This is a genomic window from Rhizobium sp. O111, assembly GCF_055616315.1.
The window spans coordinates 1,733,265-1,755,120 of record NZ_JBSHXL010000001.1; the positions used below are offsets into that span (position 1 = coordinate 1,733,265).

The window sequence follows — 21,856 nt, forward strand, 5'->3', positions numbered from 1 at the left end:
GAGGTAAAACGGCCTGTGTTCTACATTTGTTTTATCCATGCAAAGCAAGAGCTTACAGCGCCTGGACGGCGGCTGACCGCGCTTCCGGAGGCCGCACGATTCGGCCAAGACGGCATTTCGGAGCGATGAGATGAGCAAGAAGATTCTCGTGCTTGGCGGCGCCCATGTCGATCGCCGCGGCCGCATATCGGGCGCCACGGCCGATGGCGCCAGCAACCCCGGCTCATGGTTCGAGGAAGCAGGCGGCGGCGGCTTCAACGCGGCCCGCAACCTCGCCCGCCTTGGTTTCGATGTCACCATGATCTCGCCGCGCGGCGGTGATCCGACCGGCGAGATGGTAAGCGAAGCCGCCGATCTCGCCGGCGTCAACGATCGCCCCTTCATCTTTCTCGACCGCAAGACGCCGAGCTATACCGCCATCATCGAGCGCGACGGCAATCTGGTGATCGCGTTGGCCGACATGGATCTCTACCGCATGTTTGTGCCGCGCCGCCTGTCGATCCGCTCGGTGCGCGACGCGTTTTCGGCGACCGACATGATCCTCTTCGATGCCAACCTGCCGGAGGAAACGCTGGTCTCGATCACAACACGCGCCAAGGCGCTCGGCAAGCCGGTAGCGGCGATCGCGATATCGCCGGCAAAGGCGGTGAAGCTGAAGGCCTGCATGCAGGGTATCGACTATCTCTTCCTCAACGAGGCCGAGGCCACCGCGCTGACCGGCGAGCGGCCGGAAAATCCCGTCCATTGGCCGTCACTGCTCGGTGATATAGGCCTCAGGGGCGGTGTCGTCACCCGGGGACAGCGCGAGCTGATCGCCTTTTCCGCCGGCCACGTGGCGGCGCTGCAGCCGGCCAATGTCGAGCACGTGTCAGATGTGACCGGCGCCGGCGATTCCCTAGCCTCGGGCGTTATCGCAGCACTTTTGCGCGGGCTACCGATGAGCGAGGCCATCCGCGAGGGTGCCGCTGCGGCAGCGCTGACGGTCCAGTCGCCCAATGCGGTCAACGAAAATCTCTCCGCCGATCTGCTGAAACAGGCTCTGGCTCTTGTCCCGCCGGCGAGAATTCTGCATTGAAACCCAATCAGACGAAATGGAAGATCCGATGACGAACACTCTCTCCTCCAAGCTGCCGATCACCTATTCCAAGGAAGTGGCGAGCGCCAAGCAGCGCGGCGCGCCGATCGTGGCGCTCGAATCGACGATCATCACCCACGGCATGCCCTACCCCGGGAATATCGAGATGGCCCGCAGCGTCGAATCGATCATCCGTGAGCAGGGCGCCGTCCCCGCCACCATCGCCGTCATCCACGGCACCCTCCACATCGGGCTTGAAGCCGAAGAGCTAGAGCAGCTGGCCAAGGCCAAGGATGTGCTGAAAGTCTCGCGCGCCGACCTCGCCTTCGCGATCGCCGAGCGCCGTCACGGCGCCACCACGGTCGCCGCCACGATGATCGCCGCCGAACGCGCCGGCATCAAGGTCTTCGCGACCGGCGGCATCGGCGGCGTGCATCGCGGTGCGGAAGAGAGCTTCGACATCTCCGCCGACCTCGAAGAACTCGCCCGCACCGGCGTCATCGTCGTTTGCGCCGGCGCCAAGGCGATCCTCGACGTGCCAAAGACGCTGGAAGTGCTGGAAACCGCTGGCGTTCCTGTGGTCACCTACGAGAGCGAAGAATTCCCAGCCTTCTGGTCGCGCTCATCAGGCCTGCGCAGCCCGCTGACACTGAACAGCCCTGCTGCCATCGCCAATTTCCAGACGGTACGCGAACAGCTCGGCATCGACGGCGGCATGCTGATCGCCAATCCGGTGCCTGAAGCCGACGAGATCCCGGCCGAAGAGATGGAAATCTACATCCAGCGCGCGCTCGACAGCGCCGAACGCGACGAAATCTCCGGCAAGGCGGTCACGCCTTACCTGCTGAGCACCATTTTCGACCTGACCGACGGCCAGAGCCTGAAGACCAATATCGCATTGGTGGAAAACAACGCCCGCCTCGCCGGCGAAATCGCGGTTGCGCTCAACGCCTGACACTTGATGGGGTGTGCCGCCACGGCATGCCCCATTAGCCGACCGTCTTCGCAAATAGTGAAGCGAGCGGCCGCCCCTAGCCGATCTCACCCCTTGTGGGGGGCGCGAAGCACGGGTCGAGACAAGCGGCTCGGCCCCGGCAGTCCGGCAGGACAGAGGGGGGCTCACACGGCCCGCCCTATACAGGGAACCCCTACGGCACAACGCCGCAAACGCCCCGGCTCACCTCACCCCTCAAGCGTCTCCTTGACCACCACAGCCAGCTGCTTCAGCGAGAACGGCTTCGGCAGGAAGCCGAACTTGGATTCCGGCGGCAGGTTGCGGGCGAATGCGTCCTCGGCATAGCCCGAGACGAAGATGAACTTCAGATCAGGATATTTCTTGCGCAGTTCGCGCAACAGCGACGGCCCGTCCATTTCAGGCATGACGACGTCGGAGACGACGATATCCACCTTGCCATCGAGCTCGTCCATGATGTCGAGCGCTTCGACACCCGATCCCGCTTCGTGAACCGTGTAGCCGCGCGTCTCCAGCATGCGCTTGCCGCCGCGACGCACGGCCTCTTCGTCCTCGACCAGGAGGATGACGGCAGATCCCGTCAGATCCTCCGGCTGCTCCGGCTTGGCCGGCGACAGGGCAACGACGTTGTCGGCGCTCGGCGTGACCGCATCGGCTTCGGCTGCGATCGCCGGCTCGACGATGTGACGCGGCAGGAAGACACGGAAGGTCGTGCCCTTGCCGACTTCCGATTCCGGCTGGATGTATCCGCCGGATTGCTTGACGATGCCGTAGACCATGGCAAGCCCAAGACCCGTGCCCTTGCCTACCTCCTTGGTGGTGAAGAAGGGCTCGAAGATCTTGTCCATGATCTCGGGCGCGATACCGGTGCCGTTGTCCGACACCTCGACCAGAACCATATCCTCATGCGGCATGTAGGAATAGTTGAAGGCGGCGACTTCAGCGGCCGTCGCGTTCTTCGTGCGCACGGTCAGCTTGCCGCCCTCGGGCATCGCGTCGCGCGCGTTGACGCAAAGGTTGATCAGCACCTGCTCGAACTGCGACAGGTCGGTCTTCACGGGCCAGAGATCGCGCCCGTATTCGACATCGAGCTTGACGTTGGTCCCCGACAGCAACCGGTCGACCAGCATCCTGAGATCGCCGACCACATCGGTGAGATTGAGCACACTCGGCCGCATCGTCTGCTTGCGCGAGAAGGCGAGCAGCTGGCGCACCAGCACGGCGGCGCGGTTGGCGTTGCGCTTGATTTCCATCAGATCCGCAAAACCAGGATCGGCCGGTCGCGCCTGCAGCAGCAGGTGGTCGGACGATAGAAGGATGGCGGTCAAGACGTTGTTGAAGTCGTGCGCGATGCCGCCGGCGAGCGTGCCCACGGCGTTCATCTTCTGCGTCTGCGCCATCTGCGCCTCGAGCGCCTTCTGCTCGGTCACTTCTACGGCGTAGACGATCGCGGCCTCTTCCGGCGCTTCGTCGCTCTGATCGATGACGGCGTTGACGTAGAAGCGGAAATGCCTGTTGTCGTCGGCCTGCGTCTTGGAATCGAGCGGCGGAATATCGCCCTGCCGGTCCTTGGCGGCGGCAAGTGCCCCCTGCAGCCTCGGCTTGTCGACATCCTGCACGATGGTTTCGAACAGCGCGCCGTTCTCGACGTCATCGCGCGAAACGATGCCGGAAAAGAGTTTCAGGAACGGCGCATTGGTCCTGAGGATGCGGCCGTCGCCATCAACGGAGGCGATCGCCATCGGCGTATTGTTGAAGAAGCGCGTGAAACGCATCGATGCAGCCGACGCCGACTGATCACCAGCCGTGCTGTCGCGCCGCGTGAGAACGATCGAGCGGCTCTCGCCGGGTGCGCCATCGCGCATCGAGGTGACGCTGTGAACGATCTGCACCGGAACGCCCTGTCCGTTCGATTTCTTCAGGTCGAGATCGAGCGTCACCGTCTTCTGCAGACCGGGATCGGCCTGCACAGACTGGATCAGCGCCAGCCCCTCGCCGGCCACCATGTCGCCGATCGTCATCGAGCCGGGAATGAACTTGGTAAGGTCAATCCCCAGCCACTCGGCAAGCGTCGCGTTAAGATAGAAGATCTCGCCCTTGCGGCCCGCCGAAAAGAAGCCGGCAGGCGCGTGGTCGAGATAATCGATGGCGTTCTGTAGTTCCTTGAAGAACCGTTCCTGGTCGTCGCGCTCCGACGTGATGTCGCTGATCTGCCAGATGTGCAGCGGCCGGCCGCCGCTTTCTTCGCTCTGCAGTATACGCGCCTTCAGGCGGTACCAATGGGCGCCGGATCCGTTCAGCGATGGCCCGAGCGCGCGCAGCAGCCGGAACTCCTCACGTCCCTCGCGGCCCTCGCGCAGCCCGTTGGAGAGCCTATACAGCGCCTCGTTGGATTCGCGGTGGCGCGACAGAAGCGCTTCCAGCGTCTGCACCTCTGTCGGCTTGCGAGCGCCGGTCAGCGCGCCATAGGCAGCATTGGCGTAAACGATACGGCCTTTTTCGTCGGTGATCAGCGATCCATCGGGATGGCTGTTGAGAAAGGCGCGAGCAAGGCTGTCCGACTGGCGCTGCGGCATCACCTCGATGAAGCCGATGATCGACGACACCAGGAAGAAGATGCCGACCATGGCCAGCACACCGAGAACGCCGAGCACCATCTCGTTGTCGAGCGAGGTCTTGAACACCACGAAGGCGGCGGCGACGCCGATCAGCACCAGCGCCAGAAGCAGGATCCGCACGGCGGTTCCCGCGCGCCCTCCACGGTCCACGAGCGGTTCGCTAAAATTGTCGGCCTGACGGGATTTCGTCATGTACTTCCTCGCATTGCCCGCCGGCCTTCATTCGTGACTAACAGACGAAGCAGGAATCAGGCGCCTCTTCCTTCTTAGCAATTTGCTGCCTCACCAAAAACACCACACTCCATGAAGAGTGATTGAATTCACAAGCTACAGCGCCAGTTTTGCCGTTAAATGTAGATTGAGACGTTCCACAGACATTGCGTCGCACCTTTCGGTGACTGGACAAGCCGCCTCCCCCTTGTCTAGGAAGCTTAAAAGTCGTCATGTGGTTGAACGCCGCAAAGGAGTACGTGACTATGTTCGATGGCATCATGGAATCTTATGGCAGCCGCTTCATCATTGCCGCGGGCGGCGTGGCCATCGCCCTGCTGCTGCTCGTCGCGGTCCTCTGGATCATGCGCAACCGGGCATCCTCGCCCTTCGTTCGCGGCGGCCGCAACCGCCAGCCACGCCTTCAGGTTCTCGACGCCGCAGCAGTCGACGCCCGACGCCGCCTTGTGCTGGTGCGCCGCGACGATGTCGAACATCTGATCATGATCGGCGGACCATCCGATATCGTCATCGAAAGCCGCATCCTGCCGGATGGGCAGGTCGAGACCACCAGCGAGCCGGCACGCCCGGAAGCACCGCTGCCAGCCGCCCCCAGCGAGCGGCCCGCGGAGCCTGTGATGACAGCAGCCGTGGTTGAACCCGAGCCCGCGGTCATTGTCCCGCCGGCACCGCGACCGGCCCCAACGCGCGGCCTGTCGCCGATCGAAGAGTTCGCGCCGAGCGCCGAGCGCCTGGACACCCCACCGATCGCGCCACCGCCGGCTCCACAGCATCAGGTCTTCGAGCCCGAGATCGAACCCACGCCGCGCCCTGTGCCCGTGCCAGTCGCGCCGGTATCGATAGCGCCCACGCCAGTCGCGCCGCGCGCGCAGCCTCCCGTATTCTCGCGACCTGAGCCGGCCACGATCGAAACGGCCGAAGCCGTCGATATTCTCGATTCGGCACGCCAGCGCGTCCTGACCCCGCAGAGGATCGAGCCGCAGGTGATGAGCCCGCCCACGCCGCCGCAGCGCGTCGACCTCTATCCGCCGGCACCACAGGCACCAACGCCGCAGCCGGCCGCGTTCCAACCCGTCGCTCGCCCGGCGCCTTCGGCCCAGCCCAGCGACTTCCAGCGTGTCCTGGAAGAGGAAATAACGAGCAATCTGGCTGCTGAACGGCCTATGGCAGCGCATAATGCTCCCATGCACAATGCACCACCGGTACAGAACGCGCCTGCTCGCCCCGCACCCTCCAACATGCCGCGCCGCGATCCAGAGATGGCGCCGATCACAGGCGCCGACGCCGCCCTTCAAAACGAAGTGGCCCGCATCTTCGGTGAAATGAGCGTCAACCGCGACAAATGATCGGTGGCGGCAACGGCCGCCCCTTTCCTGCAAACAAAAAAGGCACCGCGCGATGGCGGTGCCTTTTTAGTTTGTGATGTAACCGGGATTATTCGTCCCGGTAGACTTTTTCACGACGCTCGTGGCGTTCTTGCGCTTCGATGGACAGCGTTGCGATCGGGCGGGCGTCGAGACGCTTGAGGCCGATCGGTTCACCGGTTTCCTCGCAATAGCCGTAAGTGCCTTCCTCAATACGCTGCAGTGCGGCGTCGATCTTGGATATCAGCTTTCTCTGGCGGTCACGGGCGCGCAGCTCGATGGCTCTGTCCGTCTCGGACGACGCTCTGTCGGCGAGATCCGGATGGTTTGCGCTTTCCTCGGCAAGATGCTCGAGGGTTTCGCGCGCCTCTCTGAGGATGTCGTTCTTCCAGGCAATCAGCTTCGCCCTGAAATAGGCGCGCTGGTTACCGTTCATGAACTCTTCCTCTTCCGAGGGCACGTATTTGCTAAGATCGATCTTCTCACTCAACGCGATTCTCCTGAAGAACATCTCATCTGGCGGCTGTATATCCCGACCACGGCGTCCGATTCAAGCCCAATCCGCTAGGTAAACACATTTTTAAATCTGTCACAATTTTGAGCTAACAGGCTATTTTTACGTCACTATTTTTCAAAGCCACCGTTTCAGCTTGCCAGCTGAAGTAGCAGCGCCTGTGCAACTTGCCCACTGGATTCCGCGCGCCGGTTGACGAAGACACCGGGCTGGCGCTACTGAAATAGATCAAACGACCGGGGACTTTCCGATGACCGCAATCGTGCCGCCGCCTTCCCGGATTTATCTTTTGAGACACGCCGAAGCGGCATTTCCCGCCCCAGGCCAGAGCGATTTCGACCGCCCGCTGAGCGAGCGCGGTTATGCCGCAGCCGAGATCCTGGCCGAGAACGCGGCCGACAAAAGCTACAAGCCCGACCTCGTCGTCAGCTCCACCGCCATACGCTGCCGCCAGACGGCCGATGCCGTGCACCGCGCGATGGGCGAAAACCTCGATATCCGCTTCGTCGACGCGCTCTATAACGCGACGCCCGAAATCTATCTCGATATCCTCGGCGCGCAGCAGGACATGGGCTCTGTCATGCTCGTCGGCCACAATCCCGTCATCGAGCAGACGCTCGAAGCGCTGATCGGCCACCAGCTGCTGGCGCAGGCGCTGCCGAACGGCTTTCCGCCGGGTGGTCTGGCCGTGCTCGATTTCGACCAGGGCCGCAACAGCTGGCGCCTGATCGACTTTATGATCGACTGACAGGCGCGCAACCTTCTTTTTCTTCGGCGTGCCGGTTCCTATATGGCGTTTACCAGCAATCGGAATTTCGCCTTGCCGCCAAGCATGACATCCTTCACCGACGACGCGCGCATCGCCTTCGACACCCTGTCGGACCGCGCCTCCGGCCTCGTCAACCCGACGATCCGCCTCGGCGTCACCGGCTTGTCGCGGGCGGGCAAGACGGTTTTCATCTCCTCGCTGGTCCATAACCTGCTGCATGGCGGCCGCCTGCCGCTGTTCGAGGCCGTCCAGTCGGGCCGCGTCTCCGCCGTCCGCCTCGAAGAGCAGCCCGACGATAGCGTGCCGCGCTTCCAGTATGAGGATCACATCAAGGCGCTGGTGAAAGACCGCATCTGGCCCGATTCCACACGCGCAATCTCAGAGCTTCGGCTGACCATCGACTACCAGAGCGCCAGCGGCTGGAGCCGCTTCTTCTCACCAGGCAGACTCTCGATCGACATCGTCGACTATCCCGGCGAATGGCTGCTCGACCTGCCGCTGCTGGCAAAGGACTACCGCACCTTCAGCGAGGAGACGATCGCGCTGGCTCGCACCGGCATCCGCACCGAGCTCTCCAGGCCATGGCTGGCATTGACCGACGATTGCGACATCAACGCCTCGGCGGACGAAATGCGCGCCCGCGAACTCGCCACCGCCTTCGCCGATTACCTCAAGGCCTGCAAAGCCGACGAGCGTTCTCTCTCGACGCTCCCGCCCGGCCGCTTTCTCCTCCCCGGCGATCTCGACGGCTCTCCGGCGCTCACCTTTGCGCCGCTGGTGCTGCCGCCGACAGGAAAGCCCGAAAAAGGATCGCTCTGGGCAATGATGGAGCGACGCTACGAGGCCTACAAGTCCGTGGTCGTCAAGCCGTTCTTCCGCGAGCATTTCTCCCGCATCGACCGCCAGATTGTCCTTGTCGACGCGCTGCAGGCGATCAATCGCGGCCCTGAGGCCGTGCAGGATCTGGAGCGCGCGCTGACGGACGTGCTCGCCTGCTTCCGCCCGGGCACGAATTCGCTGCTGTCGTCGCTGCTCGGTCGCCGCATCGACCGCGTTCTCGTCGCCGCCACCAAGGCTGACCACCTGCATCACGAAAGCCATCATCGCCTCGACGCCCTGACGCGCCGCCTCGTTGACCGCGCCATCCAGCGCATCGGCATGGCGGGCGCCGGCATCGATGTCATGGCGGTTGCCTCGGTACGGGCAACACGCGAGGCGACCGTCAAGCGCGATGGTCATGAATTGCCCGTCATCGTCGGCACGCCAATCGAGGGCGAGACGATATCAGGCGAAACCTTCGACGGCATCCGCAAGACCGCGATCTTCCCTGGTGACCTGCCCGAAGACCCTTCCGCCCTGTTCGCAAGCATCGAGTCGGGCGACGAGAATGTGCAATTGCCAGACGTGAACGTCGTCCGCTTTCGCCCGCCGAGCCTTGAGGAGACCGGCGGTGGCATCAAGCTGTCGGTGCCGCACATCCGGCTCGACCGGGCCATGCAGTTTCTGTTCGGAGATCGCCTCGCATGATCAAGCCGCCCGCCGACCAGCCCCCGCGCCGCGCGCCTGCGGCCTTCGCCTATGAGGACGAGCGCGAGCAGCCGGAGACCAAAGCCGGCCGGCCGACGGCGGAGCCCCGCAAGCCGGCCTCTTTCTCGGGCGAGATCACGCTGACACCGGACGAGGACGATCCCTTCATCAATCCGGACAAGGACCTCCCGGCCCTGCCCGTCGCCCAGCCGCGCAAACGCGGCACCTCCTTCGGCAAGATCGCTCTCGGTGCTTTTGGTGTGTTGTTCTCGCTCGCATTCGGGCTCTGGACCGACAGCCTGATCCGCAACCTCTTCAGCCGCGCCGATTGGCTCGGCTACACCGCGCTTGCCGCCGTCGGCATCGGCATCCTGGCTGTCATCGCCATGGTCGTCAGGGAAACGGCGGGCATGATGCGGCTGGCGGCGGTGCAGACGATCAAGGCCGAGGCGGAAGCTGCAATCCTCGAGACCAAACCCGCCAAGGCGCGCGCGCTCGTCAAGAGCCTGGAGCATCTGCTATCCAACAAGCCGGAGACCGCGCGCGGCCGCGCCACGCTGAAGGCAGCGGAAACCGATATCATCGACGCCCCGCATCTGGTGGCGCTTGCCGAACGCGAACTGCTCGCGCCACTCGACCGCCAGGCCCGCAGCCTCATCCTCAACGCCTCCAAACGCGTCTCGGTCGTCACCGCCGTCAGCCCGCGCGCCATCGTCGACCTGCTCTACGTTCTCTACGAGGCCGCCAAGCTCATCCGCGCCATGGCCGATCTCTACGGCGGCCGTCCCGGCACATTCGGCATGCTGCGGCTGATGCGCGACGTTCTCGCCCATCTCGCCGTCACCGGATCGATCGCCGTCGGCGACAGCCTCGTTCAGCAGGTTCTCGGCCACGGCCTGGCATCCAGGCTCTCGGCGCGTCTCGGCGAAGGTGTGATCAATGGATTGATGACCGCCCGCATCGGCATCGCCGCCATGGACCTCTGCCGGCCGCTGGCGTTCCGCGCGCTGAAGCGCCCGGGAATCGGTGACTTCATCGGCGATCTCACGCCGTCGATGACGAAGAGTGATAGCAACGGGCGCAATTGAGCCGAGATCCGTAAACCATTCGCTCCAAAGAGTCGACTTCAGGAATCCGATGTGATTCAATAGCTTACGTGAGACAGGCCAGCGCGCGTCCGGCACCAAAAAGCCCGCGGACGCGGCGTTTTCACCCCATTAGAAACCAAGCATTAACCATTTTTCGGCAAAACTTGGCACCAGTTAAGCGATATGGTTCGCCAAGGAAAATCCATGTACTCGCGCAAGTTTCTCTATCTCTTCGGTCTCGCGGCAATCGCCCTGTCGCCATTTGCCGAAACGGCTCCAGCAGCCACCGCCGCCACGCGTGACAAGGCATTCTTCGAATCCGTCGCTGGCTCCTGGAGAGGTCCGGGCGAAATCGTCGCCGGCAAGTACAAGGGCACCAAGTTCACCTGCAACCTGATCGGCGAGCCCGTCACCGACGGCACCGGCGTCAAGCTCGACGGCAGCTGCCGCGTCGGCGTCTTCAAGCAGCCGATGAGCGCGCTGATCACCCAGTCTGGCAACAGCTACAAGGGAAAGTTCCTTGACGGCGCCGCCGGCAAGGGTCTTGATGTCGTCTCTGGCACCGTAACTGAAGACACCGTCGTGGTCGGCCTCAACCGTGCCAAGCTCAACGGCGCGATGATCGCCCGCGTCCGCGACGACAAGACGATGAACGTCACGGTTTCGGTAAAGGTCGAAAGCCAGATGATCCCCGTGATCGGTCTGACGCTGTCGCGCCAGGTCGACGAAATGACCGTCGGCTCGGTCGAATAATCAACAGACACAAGTCAAGCACACGACGAAGCGGCCACACGGCCGCTTCTTTCGTTTCAGGCGTCACGCCACCAACCCATGTTCTGATCGGCAACCTCGATCCCCTGGATATCGGCGCGAGCGAGCCAATCGCGCACCGCCTTACCCTTGACGATCAGATCAGGCGCGAAGTCAGCGAGCGGCATCAGCACGAAACCGCGATCCGTCATTCGGGGATGAGGAAGCTCCAGCCTCGGCGCGTCCTGGCTGATGTCACCATAGGTCAGCACATCGATATCGAGCGTGCGCGGCCCCCAGCGCTCGATGCGCTCCCGCTTCATGCCGCGCTCTATGTCGAGACAGACATCGAGCAGCGATTCCGGCTGAAGCGACGTCTCCACTTCGGCGCAGCAATTGAAAAAGAACGACTGATCCGTCTTGCCCCAGGGCGGTGTCCGGTAAAGCCGGGAGACCGCGACGACGCGGCAATCCGCCCGCGCATCCAGCGCCTTGAGCGCCTGCGCCATGGAGTGGACGGGATCGCCGATATTGCCGCCAAGCCCAAGCGTGGCGGTCTCAAAAGCCATGTCAGACAAAATGTTCGACGCTCACCTGGACGAAATCAAGCACGCCAGGAACCGGCGCGTTCGGCTTGCGGACGGTAATTTTCGCCCGCTTGATCTGCGGGAATTTCTGACAGAGCCCCTTGGCGATATCGAGCGCCAGCGCCTCGATGAGATAACGTCGCTTGCCGGTGACAATCTCCTCGATGACGGTGAAGGCGATGCCATAATTGACGGTATCATCGATCGAATCTGTCTCCAGCGCGGTGCCGGTCACGACATCGAGCTCGGCATCGACAAAGAAACGCTGCCCCAGAAACTCCTCTTCGTCGTGAACGCCGTGGCGAGCGAAGAAGGCGCAATTCTGCAAGGTGATGGTGTAGGTGGTGCTCATAATGTGCCCTTCCGCTCGAATGCGTCGCGTGCCTTCAGCATAGCATCAGTCACGGCAAGTGCGTCCCTGTTGATTGCGACATCGTGTACCCGAAAAATAGCGGCGCCCTTCAGTCTCAAAAGCACGCTGGTGGCCGCCGTGCCGGCATCGCGATCGGCCGCCTCGCGGCCCGTGACCGCGCCGACGAACCGCTTGCGCGACGTGCCGGCCAGGATCGGAAAACCAAGACGCTGAAGCTCGTCGCAACGCGCCATCAGTTCGAGGTTTTCATCCGTATCCTTGGCAAAGCCGAAACCGGGATCGAGAACGATGCGGTCGCGCGCCACGCCGGCGCGTCCGGCGATCTCCAAGGACCGTTCAAGAAAGAGAAACTGATCCGCGATCACATCATCCAGCTTGTCGCGGTCACGGCCCGTGTGCATCACGCAGAGCCCCGCGCCAGTCTTGGCGGCGATATCGGCGATGTCAGGCTCCTTCTGCAGCCCGAAGACATCGTTGACGATATGCGCACCGGCCTCCACCGCAAGGCGCGCGGTCTCGGCGCGATAGGTGTCGATGGAAATCAGCGCATCGGTCTTGCCACGCAGCGCCTCGATGACGGGCAACACCCGTGCCTGCTCCTCGCGCGCATCGACGCTCGCCGCATCCGGCCGCGTGGATTCGCCGCCGATATCGATAATTCCGGCACCGGCCTCGACCGCATCAAGCGCATGCGCAACGGCCTTGTCGACGCTGTCGTAGCGACCGCCGTCGGAAAAAGAGTCAGGCGTCACGTTGACGATCGCCATGATGACCGCGGTCGAGCCGAGCTCAATCTCGCGGCCGTGCCCGACACGCCAGAAACTGCTGCCAAGCTTTACCACCTGCATTCATCCTATCGATCGAAAAAACAGCGTCATCATATTGCGCTAGCGGTGGCTATGCCCCAAGCTCCCGCAAACTTCAACATGAGTATTTGCAGAATGCCGTCCGTGTCGCGTTATATGCCGCTCCTCCTCGCCATTTCCGTCTCGCTGTCCGCTGGCTATCCCGCAAGCGCCGCCGTGGTGGCCACCAAGAGCTATTCCTATTTCAACATCAAGGGCAAAACCGCCGACGAACTGGACGAGCAGCTGAGCACGCGCGGCCCGACGGCCAACGGCTCGTCGGCCCGCCACCCCGGCGCTACCAAGATCCGCTTCGGCGGCGACGCCACCTATGTCGAGGAAAACGGCCGCTGCCGCGTCAGCACCGCGCGCGTTACGGTGCATACGCAGATCATCCTGCCGCGCTGGAACAATCGCCGTGGCGCCAGCCCCGAGCTGTCGATGATCTGGGACACGCTGTCGAGCGACATCAAGCGGCATGAGGAACGCCATGCCGAGATCGCCCGAACCCAGGCGCGCAACATGGAACGCAAGATCATGGCGCTCCCGCCGCAGCCCAATTGCGAAGCTATGCAGGAGCTGGTGACCGAGGTATCGACGCGGGGAATTGCCGAGCACGACAGGCTGCAGGCGCGATTCGATCAGGTCGAGGCGGTCAACTTCCAGAAGCGCATGCTGCGCCTGCTCAACAACCGCCTGAAACCATCGGGCGGCGAAAAATAGCTGATTCTCAGGCGAAAATCGACGACTGAACATTAGCCGCGCAATGAAAATTGTGCGAAACCGGCACGGCCCCAGCCAATGAATGGTAATTTCTCACCATAGATTTGTGAAACACAACGCGCTAATATTCAGTCATTCGAAAGTTCAGGTCCGTTAGCCGAGACTTTCGTTTTCTGGGTTCTCCTGGCGCGTTGCGAAGCCGCGGTCGATCCTCCCTTGGCCGTAGGTAATGCGCCTACCTCGCCTCGCTCGTCACATCGGCAAGCGAGGCTTTTTTTGGCCGGTTCATCCTCGGGATGATTATGCTTGGGAGAATTAAGCCTGGCGCTCCGGCACATGCACGGTCAGTCCGTCCAGCGCCGCCTTCATGCGGATCTGACAGGAGAGACGCGAGGTCGGGCGAACGTCGAAGGCGAAATCGAGCATGTCTTCTTCCATCGCTTCGGGCGGACCGACGCGCTCGGTCCACTCCTCGTCGACGTAGACATGACAGGTCGCGCAAGCGCAGGCGCCGCCACATTCGGCTTCAATGCCCGGCACGGAGTTGCGCACGGCGTTTTCCATGACGGTCGATCCCTGATCGACATCAAGATCGAAGCGCGTACCGTCGAAAGCGACAATGGTCAGTTTGGGCATGGTGTTTTCCGGTGATCATCAATGGGATGGGTTTGGATTTTTACTTCCAACAATTACGCGAGGCAGTCAACAACGACCGCCCTTGCGCTCTTCATTCCAGATTTGGAAGCGACACGCTTGTCAGATTGCGCCACGCCAAGAGCAATAAAAAGACCCGCTGCTCCGCAATGGTGCAACGGGTCCCATGATCGAACACCTGATGGCGTCATTGCCGCCTAGCGGCAAAGCTTCAGAATGAAATTCTCCGCCTCGATGACGGCGACGCCGACGGCGGCCATGTTCGAAGCATCGCCGCAATTGCCTTCAAGCGCTTCGGCGGCGTCGCGTACCCTGAAGGCGCCGACAGCGCTTGCCGCGCCCTTGAGCTTGTGGGCGGCGGCTGCGATCGCCTTGCCGTCGCCGGAAGACATGTCGTGCAGGCAGGCGCGCGCCTGGCGCGCGAACATCTGCAGGACTTCAAGTTCAAGCGCCTTGTCGCCCATCGTCTGGTTGGCCAGATGAACAAGATCGACCGGCCGCTGTTGCGAGGGAACCTGTCCCTTGCCATGATCTGGCGCCGCGAACGCAATACTGACTGCTGCCATATGCCAATTCTCCCGTCTTAGGTCCCGCCGTTTGAATGATGTTGCGGGGGCGCAGTGCCAATCGCGTTAAATTCGGGCGCAATCAGGGCGAATTTCTCGTCGTATGGTTAACGCCCGTCAAACACTTCTAACACATTGGATTTCAAGGCCGCGCTGGCGTTAATTCGGGTTAATCAAGCGTTAATAACTCGGCATTTGACCGAAGGCGTTAATTGTCTAGCAGGCCCGGATGTGTCACTACGATACGACTGGGAGAGCTGGGTTGTGGAAGCTTTTGCTCGCCAAGTGGATAATGGTAATGTTTTGATACCGTAAGTGTGCGAAAGCAGCTATCCACTCTGAAATGACATACTTATCCGCTCTACGAATTTCGGGCGGACAGGTTCAGAGGCAAGGTTTGTTCGGGTGACGCGGAAACCTGGATGCGTGTAGACCGGCTGAGATGTAACGAGGCGTAACGGAATGGCGAACAACAAGTACAACGAATCGATCGAGGACAAGGCGTTCAAGGCGCTGGATGAAGCCCTGCAGATCGACTTCGAGGACGATGAAACGCCGTCTCCACAAGTCAGGAAGCAAGACGCCTCGGAGGCAAAAGTGTCCGAAAAGCCAACTGTCCGCAATCAGCGTAAAGACGATGCCAAGCAGCAGCGCGCCGCTACACCTCGCTCTCCCGAGCAGGGATCGCGCGCGCCGGCCTTTGCCGCCAACGACGGCAGCCGGGTGAGCCCCGCTTCGCTGCTGAAGTCGCTAGACAACGGCTCCGCCCGTCCGGCGCTGCGCAACGCCACGCTCGTTTCGCTTCTGTGGATCGTCGGCGGCCTCGGCCTGATGTCGCTCCTCTATTCGCCGCAAATCTGGCAGATCCGTTCGCTGGCCGACCTCGTCGCCCTGCCCGGCGTGATCGCCGGTCTCGTCGGCATCATCATCCCGGTTCTTTTGTTCTACGCCTTCGCCATCATGATGGCGCGCGCCCAGGACATGCGAAACGCCGCCCGCTCGATGGCTGAAGTGGCGCTGCGCCTCTCCGAGCCGGAAACCATCGCGTCGGAACGCATCATGACGGTCGGCCAGGCCGTTCGTCGTGAAGTCTCCGCCATGAACGAAGGCATCGAGCGCACCATCGCCCGCGCCTCCGAGCTCGAAACCCTCGTCCACTCCGAAGTCAACGCGCTGGAGCGCAGCTACGCCGACAACGAACTGCGCGTGCGCGGTCTCGTCCACGAACTCGGCTCCGAGCGCGAGGCGATTGTCAATCACGCCGAGCGCATCCGCACCTCGATCGTCGGCGTTCACGACCAGCTGCGCGAAGATCTGTCGCTGGCCACCGAAGAAATCGCCGTGCGCCTCGCGACCTCGGGCGAAGCCTTCGCCTCGATGATCGATACGCGCGCCGCCACGATCACCGAGAAGTCGGAATCCGCGATCCAGTCGCTCGGCACCCTGCTCGCCGCCAAGACCGATTCGCTGCTGCAGACGCTGACCTCTTCCGGTTTCGCGCTCGCCAACGAGTTCGATAACCGCCTGGATTCGCTGACGTCTAGCCTGAGCGACCACGGCAACACCATTCTCAGCCAGTTCGAGACGCGTGCGTCCACCATGGACAGCAACGCCGAGAAGCTGAATGCCGCCCTCAACGACCGCGCCCGCCAGCTGAACGAGATCCTGATCGCGCGCACCCGCGATATCAACGAGAGCCTGACCGGCGGCGAACGCACCATCACAAGCACGCTCGACGACGTTCTCGCCAAGCTGAATAGCACGCTCGACGAACGCGGCACCAGCTTCCGCCACAGCCTGCAGTCCAGCGTCGATGACACGATCATGGACCTCGACCTGCGCTCCGGCTTCTTCGACGAGCGCCTGCAGGCAACCGTCGCCCAGCTGTCCACCTCCTTCGACGAACGTGTCGCCGAATTCGCCAACGCCTTCGACAAGCGCGCCGGCACGCTCGACACCAAGCTGATGGAGAGCCTGAACCGCATCAACGACACGCTGACCGGCGGCTCGGACTCGCTGAACGGCATCCTGAGCTCCAGCATCGAGCGCATCGGCTCGTCGCTGACCGACCAGTCCTTCGCGCTGACGACGGCGCTTTCGACCGGACGCGAAATCCTGGAAAGCACCCTCACCGACAAGGTGGACGAAGTGGCCAGCGCCATCGGCGCGCGCACCACGGAAATGACCTCGGCGCTCAGCCACGCCACCTCCGAAATCTCGCTGGCGCTCGCCTCCGGCACTTCTGAGCTCCACAACAACCTCTCGGCCCGCGCCACCGAATTCCGCGACACCCTGCTGTCGACGACGTCGGATCTGAGCTCGGCGGTTTCGGCCGGTACCGACCAGATCACCTCGGCCTTCGGCCGCGCCGATGAGCTAAACACCACGATCTCCAAACGCGCTGAGGATATCACCCAGGCGCTGGATTCCGCCCATGAGCGTATCGACGACGTCATGTCAGCGCGCAGCGGCGTCTTCCTGGGCGCGCTGTCCGACAGCCAGTCGCGCTTTGAAAACACCCTTGCCAGCCGCTCGGAAGCGATCATCGAAGCCGTCACCGGCAGCCATGACCGCCTCGCCGATACGCTTGATGACAAGGCCATGGCGCTCGCGATCTCGCTCAACGAAAGCCAGAGCCGCTTCGAGGAAACGCTTGGCACGCAGGTCGATGCCATCGCCGGCTCCATCGCGTCCGGCCATGATCGCCTTGCCGAAACGCTCGACGACCGCGCCATGGCGCTCGCGATCTCGCTCAATGAAGGCCACAGCCGCATCGAGGACACGCTCGGCTCGCATGCCGGCGCCATCTCGCAGTCGCTGGCAGCAGGCGAACGCAAGCTTGCCGACGCCATTGCCGAACGCAGCGCCGCCTTCAACGCCTCGATGAATGAAGGCCGCAGCCTGATCGAGACCGCGCTCGACACCCGCGCGGAAGCCATCTCGCAGTCGCTCGCCGCCGGCCAGGAGAAGCTGACCGAAGCGATCGACGACCGCGCCATGGCATTCGCCATTTCGCTCGACGACAGCCAGGGCCGCCTCGCCGATACGCTGGCGCACCACGCCGACGGCATTGCTGCCTCGCTCTCCAGCGGTCACGACCGCATCAGCGAAGCGCTCGAAGACAAGTCCATGGGCCTCGCGATCGCGCTCAACGAAGGCCACTCGCGCCTCGAAGACACGCTCGGCCGCCATGCCGGCAATATCGCGACCTCTCTCGCCAGTGGCCACGACCGGATCAACGAAGCCCTCGACGACAAGGCGATGGGTCTCGCGATCGCGCTCAACGAAGGTCATTCTCGCCTCGAGGACACGCTCGGCCACCATGCCGAGAGCATCGCGAACTCGCTCGTCAGCGGCCACGACCGCATCGAAAGCACGCTGTCGCAGAACGCCAAGTCGATCAACGACACGGTTGCCGACGTCCACGACCGCCTCGCTGACACGCTGGCCGAAAAGTCCATGGCGCTCGCCATCTCGCTCGGCGACAGCCAGAGCCGCTTCGACGAGGTTCTGGATGCCCGCACCAATGCGCTGATCGATAGCGTCGCCGGAGCCGAAGCCCGCGTCGCCGGCGCCTTCACCGACAAGGCCCAGGAAATCCGCGGCGCCTACACCGAAAACCAGCAGCGCCTGGAACGCACGCTCGCCGAGCACGCCTCCTCCATCTCCAGCACCATCACCGATGGCACTGATCGCATCGAAGGTGGCCTGACCTCCGCCGCCGACCGCTTCGAGGCGCTGACCGGCAATGCCACGACCAAGCTGGAAGACGGCCTCGTCTCGGCGCATGCCCGCATCCGCGCCACGCTCGACGACCGCACCCAGGCGATCAACCTGACGCTCAACGAAGCGCATAACCAGATCGGCGAAACGCTCTCCGACCAGGCGACGACGATCGGCGCCTCGATCGCCGCAAGCGTCAGTATGCTCGAAATGTCGCTGGAAGATCGCGAAGCCTCGATCCGCCAGGCGATCGACAACAGCGCCCAGTCGCTCGAAGACCGCCTGCGCGACAGCACCGGCAACATCGCCGGTCGCTTCCAGACCGCGGCCGACGAAATCTCCCGCTCGACCGAGAGCTTCGCCTCGCACCTCGACCAGTCGATCGAAGGCATGACGGGCCGCTTCGCCGACACCGGCTCGCGCGTCGAAGCCGGCCTCGCAGCGCTCGAAAACCGCATCCGCGACGGCGTTGGCGGTGTTGCCCAGCAGGTTGATGCCGCGGGCGAACGCCTGACCGGCACGCTGACGGATGGCATCTCCAGGCTCGGCGCTTTGAGCGACGAAACCTCCGGCCGCATCGCATCCGCCGTGGACGACAGCATCGCCAAGTTCTCCGAGACGATCGATGGTCGCACAAGCCACCTCGCCTCCGAGATCGACAGCCGCGCCGCCAGCCTGACTGACGGTATCGACGCCCGCACCGCCGGCATCGGCGAAGCCATGGAACGTGGCACCGCCAAGATCGACGAACGCCTGTCCACCATGGACCGCGCGCTCAACGTCGGCCTCGACGCCGTCAACCGCACCATCGAAGGCAAGGCCGCCGGCCTCGCCGCCTCGCTGCGCAGCGCTGTCGCCGACACCACCCAGGGCATGGATGAGGAAGCCACGCGCGCCGCGGCCTCCCTCAGCCAGACCGGCCAGCAGTTCGCCGAAGGCCTCGACGCCAAGAGCAGCGATTTCGCCCGTTCGATGGGCGAGCGCTCCGAGCAGATCGTCGGCCGCGTTTCCGAGGCACAGAACCGCCTCGCCGGCCAGGCAGCAGCCGTTGCTCAGACATTCTCCGAAGCGGGCAACGCCATAATCAACAAGGTAGCCGAGGCTGAAACGCTGGTCAGCGGCCAGGTCGGCGCCATCTCCAAGGCACTGAACGACGCGCAGAACACCTTCGCCAGCCACGGCACGGATATCCGCACGACGATCGCAAGCGCCAGCGAAGAGATCGCCTCCACCATGGCCGATGTCGACCGTGCGCTCGAAGCACGCGGCAATGCGATCCGCAGCGGCCTTGAAGAGCGCTCGCGCGAACTCGACGGCACGCTCAACACGGTTGAGCAGGCGCTCGAAGCACGCGGCAGCTCCATCCGCGCCGCTCTCGACGACCGCACCCGCGAGCTGAACTCCATGCTCGCAGGCCGCACGACTGAACTGTCGCGCATTCTCGACGAGACCGCCCGTCCGATGATCGATCGCTACGCGCAGACCGGCCGCGAGGCCGCAGCGCAGATCACGTCTGCCGGCGAACAGAGTGCCGCACAGATCACCGCCGCCAGCGAGCAGAGTGCCGCACAACTCACAGCGGCGAGCGACCAGAGCGCCGAGCGCCTGCGCGCCGAAAACACCGCTCTGATCGACGCGATCAACGCCCGCACCGAGCGCGCCACATCGGCCGTCGATGCGATCGAAAACAGCCTGCTCTCCAACGTCAACCGCCTGATCGACCGCCTGTCCGACAACAGCATGGTCATGGGCCAGATGATGAGCCGCGCGGCCGAAGAGCTGAGCGCAGTGGATGGCCGCCTCGGCGACACCACCTCGCGCTTCACCGACTCGGCCTCCAAGGCCGCTGAAATGGTCGCGGCCTCGACCCGCCTTCTCGAAGGCAAGGTCGATCGCCTCTCCGACATCTCCGGCCAGACCCTGTCGCAGGTCGGCAGCATCATCGGTCGCTTCGACGAGCACTCCAAGGTTCTGACGCAGGCCTCCAGCCTGCTTGGCGCTGCCCAGTCCAACCTCGTCTCGACGCTGGAAGATCGCGAATCCGCGCTTCAGACGCTGTCGGTCGGGCTCGTCCAGCGCTCGGAAGACATCGAAAAGACGATGCGTGCGCTCGGCAGCATGGTCGACTCGGCCTTCGATCGCGCCGAACAGCGCTCGAACCAGGTCAGCCACAATCTGCGCCAGGGCGTCCAGTCCTCCTTCGCCGATATCAGCACCACGCTTTCGGATGCCGAAAAGCGCGCTGCCGAGGCAGCCGAAGCGATGCGCAGCAGCGTCAGCAAGGCCAGCGAAGACGTCAACGCGACGCTCGACACCACGCTTGGCAATGCAGAGCGCCGCTCCGGCGAACTCGCCAACCGCGTTCGCGGCGGCCTGACGGCGTCGCTGTCGGAAGTCGAGCGCATGATGGGCGACGCTGGTCGCCTGTCGGATGGCGCGGCACAGCAGATGCGTGAATCGCTGCGCGAAGCCGTAGACGAAGCCGTCGCCCGCTTCTCCGGCGCCACCGAGGAAATCCGCCGCTCCGCCGGCGATATCCGCAAGGAACTCGACATGACGCGCAGCGAGCTGAAGCGCGGCGCGTTCGACCTGCCCGAGGAAGCCAAGGAGAGCGCGGCCGCCATGCGCCGCGCCGTCTCCGAGCAGATCAAGGCGCTGCAGGACATCTCGCACATCGTCGGCCGCTCGACGCAGCAGCTCGAAGTTTCCGAGCCCGCCGCCCGCACGCTGGCCCAGCCACAGCAGCCGCAGCCACAAGCTGCGCCGCGCCAGGCGCCGGTGCAGCCCGCGATCCAGCAGCAGCCGCAACCGGCTCCCGTTCCGGCCCCGGCCCCCGCGCCGCTGCCGACCCCGGCCGCCGCCGCCATCCCGCCCTCCTCGATCGAAGGCTTCGGCCTGCGCGGTTCGCTCGGCACTGCGGCAGCAACGCCGGCAACCCCGCAGCGCGCTCCTGCCGTAACACAGGCGCCTGCCGCATCGCCGGCATCCGGCGGCTGGATCAGCGACCTGCTGCGCGGCGCATCGCGCGACGAGAGCGCCGAGGAAGCAGTTGCCCGCCAGCCGGCGCCCCGCGTAGAGGCACCGGCACCCCAGGCGCCGCGCGCCGGCGACAACCGCAATCCGCGCCACGTGGTGGAATCGCTGAACTCGCTCTCCGTCGATATCGCCCGCGCCATCGACCACGATGCCTCGGTCGATCTCTGGCGCCGCTACCAGCGCGGCGAGCGCGACGTATTCACGCGCCGCCTGTACACGCTGAAGGGCCAGCAGACCTTCGACGAGATCAAGCACAAGTATGACCGCGAGCCGGAATTCCGCACCGCCGTCAACCGCTACATCGCCGACTTCGAAAAGCTGCTCGCCGACGTCGCCCGCACCGACCGCGACCGGACGATCACTCAGTCCTACCTGACGTCGGATACCGGCAAGGTCTACACCATGCTCGCCCACGCGGCAGGCCGCCTGAACTAAGGCGC

The 21,856-nt window shown here is 63.7% G+C and carries 16 protein-coding genes; 9 read left to right on the forward strand and 7 right to left on the reverse strand.

The window, feature by feature from the left end:
* The first annotated feature begins 130 nt into the window (after window positions 1–130).
* Both ACVTFQ_RS08855 and ACVTFQ_RS08860 read left to right on the forward strand, forming a co-directional pair.
* Entirely contained in the window at window positions 131–1,075 is a 945-nt protein-coding gene (locus ACVTFQ_RS08855; protein ID WP_111563534.1) for a carbohydrate kinase family protein, read from the forward strand.
* 28 nt (window positions 1,076–1,103) lie between these two features.
* Window positions 1,104–2,030, forward strand: coding sequence for a pseudouridine-5'-phosphate glycosidase (locus ACVTFQ_RS08860; protein WP_026283681.1), 927 nt, complete (start codon window positions 1,104–1,106; stop codon window positions 2,028–2,030).
* 227 nt (window positions 2,031–2,257) lie between these two features.
* On the opposite strand, the gene cckA is transcribed toward ACVTFQ_RS08860, so the two are convergent.
* Window positions 2,258–4,858, reverse strand: a complete 2,601-nt coding sequence (gene cckA / locus ACVTFQ_RS08865) for a cell cycle histidine kinase CckA (RefSeq protein ID WP_018900533.1) — start codon at window positions 4,856–4,858, stop codon at window positions 2,258–2,260.
* Between the two features lie 284 nt (window positions 4,859–5,142).
* Here cckA and ACVTFQ_RS08870 point away from each other — a divergent pair, with 284 nt between their 5' ends.
* Window positions 5,143–6,243, forward strand: coding sequence for a flagellar biosynthetic protein FliO (locus tag ACVTFQ_RS08870; RefSeq protein WP_111563533.1), 1,101 nt, complete (start codon window positions 5,143–5,145; stop codon window positions 6,241–6,243).
* 88 nt (window positions 6,244–6,331) lie between these two features.
* On the opposite strand, the gene dksA is transcribed toward ACVTFQ_RS08870, so the two are convergent.
* On the reverse strand, window positions 6,332–6,751 hold the full coding sequence (gene dksA / locus ACVTFQ_RS08875) for an RNA polymerase-binding protein DksA (RefSeq protein WP_018900535.1): 420 nt from the start codon (window positions 6,749–6,751) through the stop codon (window positions 6,332–6,334).
* Between the two features lie 274 nt (window positions 6,752–7,025).
* Here dksA and ACVTFQ_RS08880 point away from each other — a divergent pair, with 274 nt between their 5' ends.
* The 4 genes from ACVTFQ_RS08880 to ACVTFQ_RS08895 all read left to right on the forward strand — a co-directional run bounded on the left by ACVTFQ_RS08880 (window position 7,026) and on the right by ACVTFQ_RS08895 (window position 10,912).
* A complete protein-coding gene (locus ACVTFQ_RS08880) occupies window positions 7,026–7,523 on the forward strand; it encodes a SixA phosphatase family protein (protein WP_111563532.1) in 498 nt (165 codons plus the stop codon).
* Between the two features lie 72 nt (window positions 7,524–7,595).
* On the forward strand, window positions 7,596–9,071 hold the full coding sequence (locus ACVTFQ_RS08885; protein ID WP_111563531.1) for a YcjX family GTP-binding protein: 1,476 nt from the start codon (window positions 7,596–7,598) through the stop codon (window positions 9,069–9,071).
* Window positions 9,068–10,159, forward strand: a complete 1,092-nt coding sequence (locus ACVTFQ_RS08890; RefSeq protein ID WP_047512223.1) for a YcjF family protein — start codon at window positions 9,068–9,070, stop codon at window positions 10,157–10,159. Before ACVTFQ_RS08885 ends, ACVTFQ_RS08890 begins: the two co-directional genes overlap by 4 nt.
* Window positions 10,160–10,363: 204 nt before the next feature.
* Window positions 10,364–10,912, forward strand: coding sequence for a hypothetical protein (locus ACVTFQ_RS08895; RefSeq protein WP_047512225.1), 549 nt, complete (start codon window positions 10,364–10,366; stop codon window positions 10,910–10,912).
* Between the two features lie 56 nt (window positions 10,913–10,968).
* Here ACVTFQ_RS08895 and folK read toward each other — a convergent pair whose 3' ends face one another.
* From folK to folP, 3 genes are read right to left on the reverse strand one after another with little or no spacing between them, the layout of a single operon-like run.
* A complete protein-coding gene (gene folK, locus ACVTFQ_RS08900; RefSeq protein WP_111563530.1) occupies window positions 10,969–11,487 on the reverse strand; it encodes a 2-amino-4-hydroxy-6-hydroxymethyldihydropteridine diphosphokinase in 519 nt (172 codons plus the stop codon).
* The gene (gene folB, locus ACVTFQ_RS08905) at window positions 11,480–11,848 is read right to left on the reverse strand and encodes a dihydroneopterin aldolase (RefSeq protein WP_018900541.1); all 369 of its coding nucleotides are present in this window, start codon (window positions 11,846–11,848) and stop codon (window positions 11,480–11,482) included. The genes folK and folB overlap by 8 nt, the downstream gene beginning before the upstream one ends.
* Complete coding sequence (folP, locus tag ACVTFQ_RS08910) at window positions 11,845–12,717, reverse strand: dihydropteroate synthase (protein WP_111563529.1); 873 nt, start codon at window positions 12,715–12,717, stop codon at window positions 11,845–11,847. The genes folB and folP overlap by 4 nt, the downstream gene beginning before the upstream one ends.
* A gap of 93 nt (window positions 12,718–12,810) precedes the next feature.
* Here folP and ACVTFQ_RS08915 point away from each other — a divergent pair, with 93 nt between their 5' ends.
* A complete protein-coding gene (locus tag ACVTFQ_RS08915) occupies window positions 12,811–13,437 on the forward strand; it encodes a DUF922 domain-containing Zn-dependent protease (protein WP_111563528.1) in 627 nt (208 codons plus the stop codon).
* Between the two features lie 315 nt (window positions 13,438–13,752).
* On the opposite strand, the gene ACVTFQ_RS08920 is transcribed toward ACVTFQ_RS08915, so the two are convergent.
* Window positions 13,753–14,073, reverse strand: a complete 321-nt coding sequence (locus ACVTFQ_RS08920; protein ID WP_018900544.1) for a 2Fe-2S iron-sulfur cluster-binding protein — start codon at window positions 14,071–14,073, stop codon at window positions 13,753–13,755.
* 215 nt (window positions 14,074–14,288) lie between these two features.
* Window positions 14,289–14,657, reverse strand: a complete 369-nt coding sequence (locus tag ACVTFQ_RS08925; protein WP_111563527.1) for an Hpt domain-containing protein — start codon at window positions 14,655–14,657, stop codon at window positions 14,289–14,291.
* Window positions 14,658–15,119: 462 nt separating this feature from the next.
* Between ACVTFQ_RS08925 and ACVTFQ_RS08930 the strand changes: the two genes are divergently transcribed.
* The gene (locus ACVTFQ_RS08930) at window positions 15,120–21,851 is read left to right on the forward strand and encodes an apolipoprotein A-IV repeat region-like domain-containing protein (protein ID WP_111563526.1); all 6,732 of its coding nucleotides are present in this window, start codon (window positions 15,120–15,122) and stop codon (window positions 21,849–21,851) included.
* Window positions 21,852–21,856: the final 5 nt, after the last annotated feature.

Excerpts from the sequence above, each read along its gene's own strand:
- ACVTFQ_RS08855 (WP_111563534.1), top strand. The coding sequence starts at position 131 with ATGAGCAAGAAGATTCTCGTGCTTGGCGGCGCCCATGTCGATCGCCGC.
- ACVTFQ_RS08860 (WP_026283681.1), top strand. The coding sequence starts at position 1,104 with ATGACGAACACTCTCTCCTCCAAGCTGCCGATCACCTATTCCAAGGAA.
- cckA (WP_018900533.1), bottom strand. The coding sequence starts at position 4,858 with ATGACGAAATCCCGTCAGGCCGACAATTTTAGCGAACCGCTCGTGGAC.
- ACVTFQ_RS08870 (WP_111563533.1), top strand. The coding sequence starts at position 5,143 with ATGTTCGATGGCATCATGGAATCTTATGGCAGCCGCTTCATCATTGCC.
- ACVTFQ_RS08880 (WP_111563532.1), top strand. The coding sequence starts at position 7,026 with ATGACCGCAATCGTGCCGCCGCCTTCCCGGATTTATCTTTTGAGACAC.
- ACVTFQ_RS08890 (WP_047512223.1), top strand. The coding sequence starts at position 9,068 with ATGATCAAGCCGCCCGCCGACCAGCCCCCGCGCCGCGCGCCTGCGGCC.
- ACVTFQ_RS08895 (WP_047512225.1), top strand. The coding sequence starts at position 10,364 with ATGTACTCGCGCAAGTTTCTCTATCTCTTCGGTCTCGCGGCAATCGCC.
- folB (WP_018900541.1), bottom strand. The coding sequence starts at position 11,848 with ATGAGCACCACCTACACCATCACCTTGCAGAATTGCGCCTTCTTCGCT.
- folP (WP_111563529.1), bottom strand. The coding sequence starts at position 12,717 with ATGCAGGTGGTAAAGCTTGGCAGCAGTTTCTGGCGTGTCGGGCACGGC.
- ACVTFQ_RS08915 (WP_111563528.1), top strand. The coding sequence starts at position 12,811 with ATGCCGTCCGTGTCGCGTTATATGCCGCTCCTCCTCGCCATTTCCGTC.
- ACVTFQ_RS08920 (WP_018900544.1), bottom strand. The coding sequence starts at position 14,073 with ATGCCCAAACTGACCATTGTCGCTTTCGACGGTACGCGCTTCGATCTT.
- ACVTFQ_RS08925 (WP_111563527.1), bottom strand. The coding sequence starts at position 14,657 with ATGGCAGCAGTCAGTATTGCGTTCGCGGCGCCAGATCATGGCAAGGGA.
- ACVTFQ_RS08930 (WP_111563526.1), top strand. The coding sequence starts at position 15,120 with ATGGCGAACAACAAGTACAACGAATCGATCGAGGACAAGGCGTTCAAG.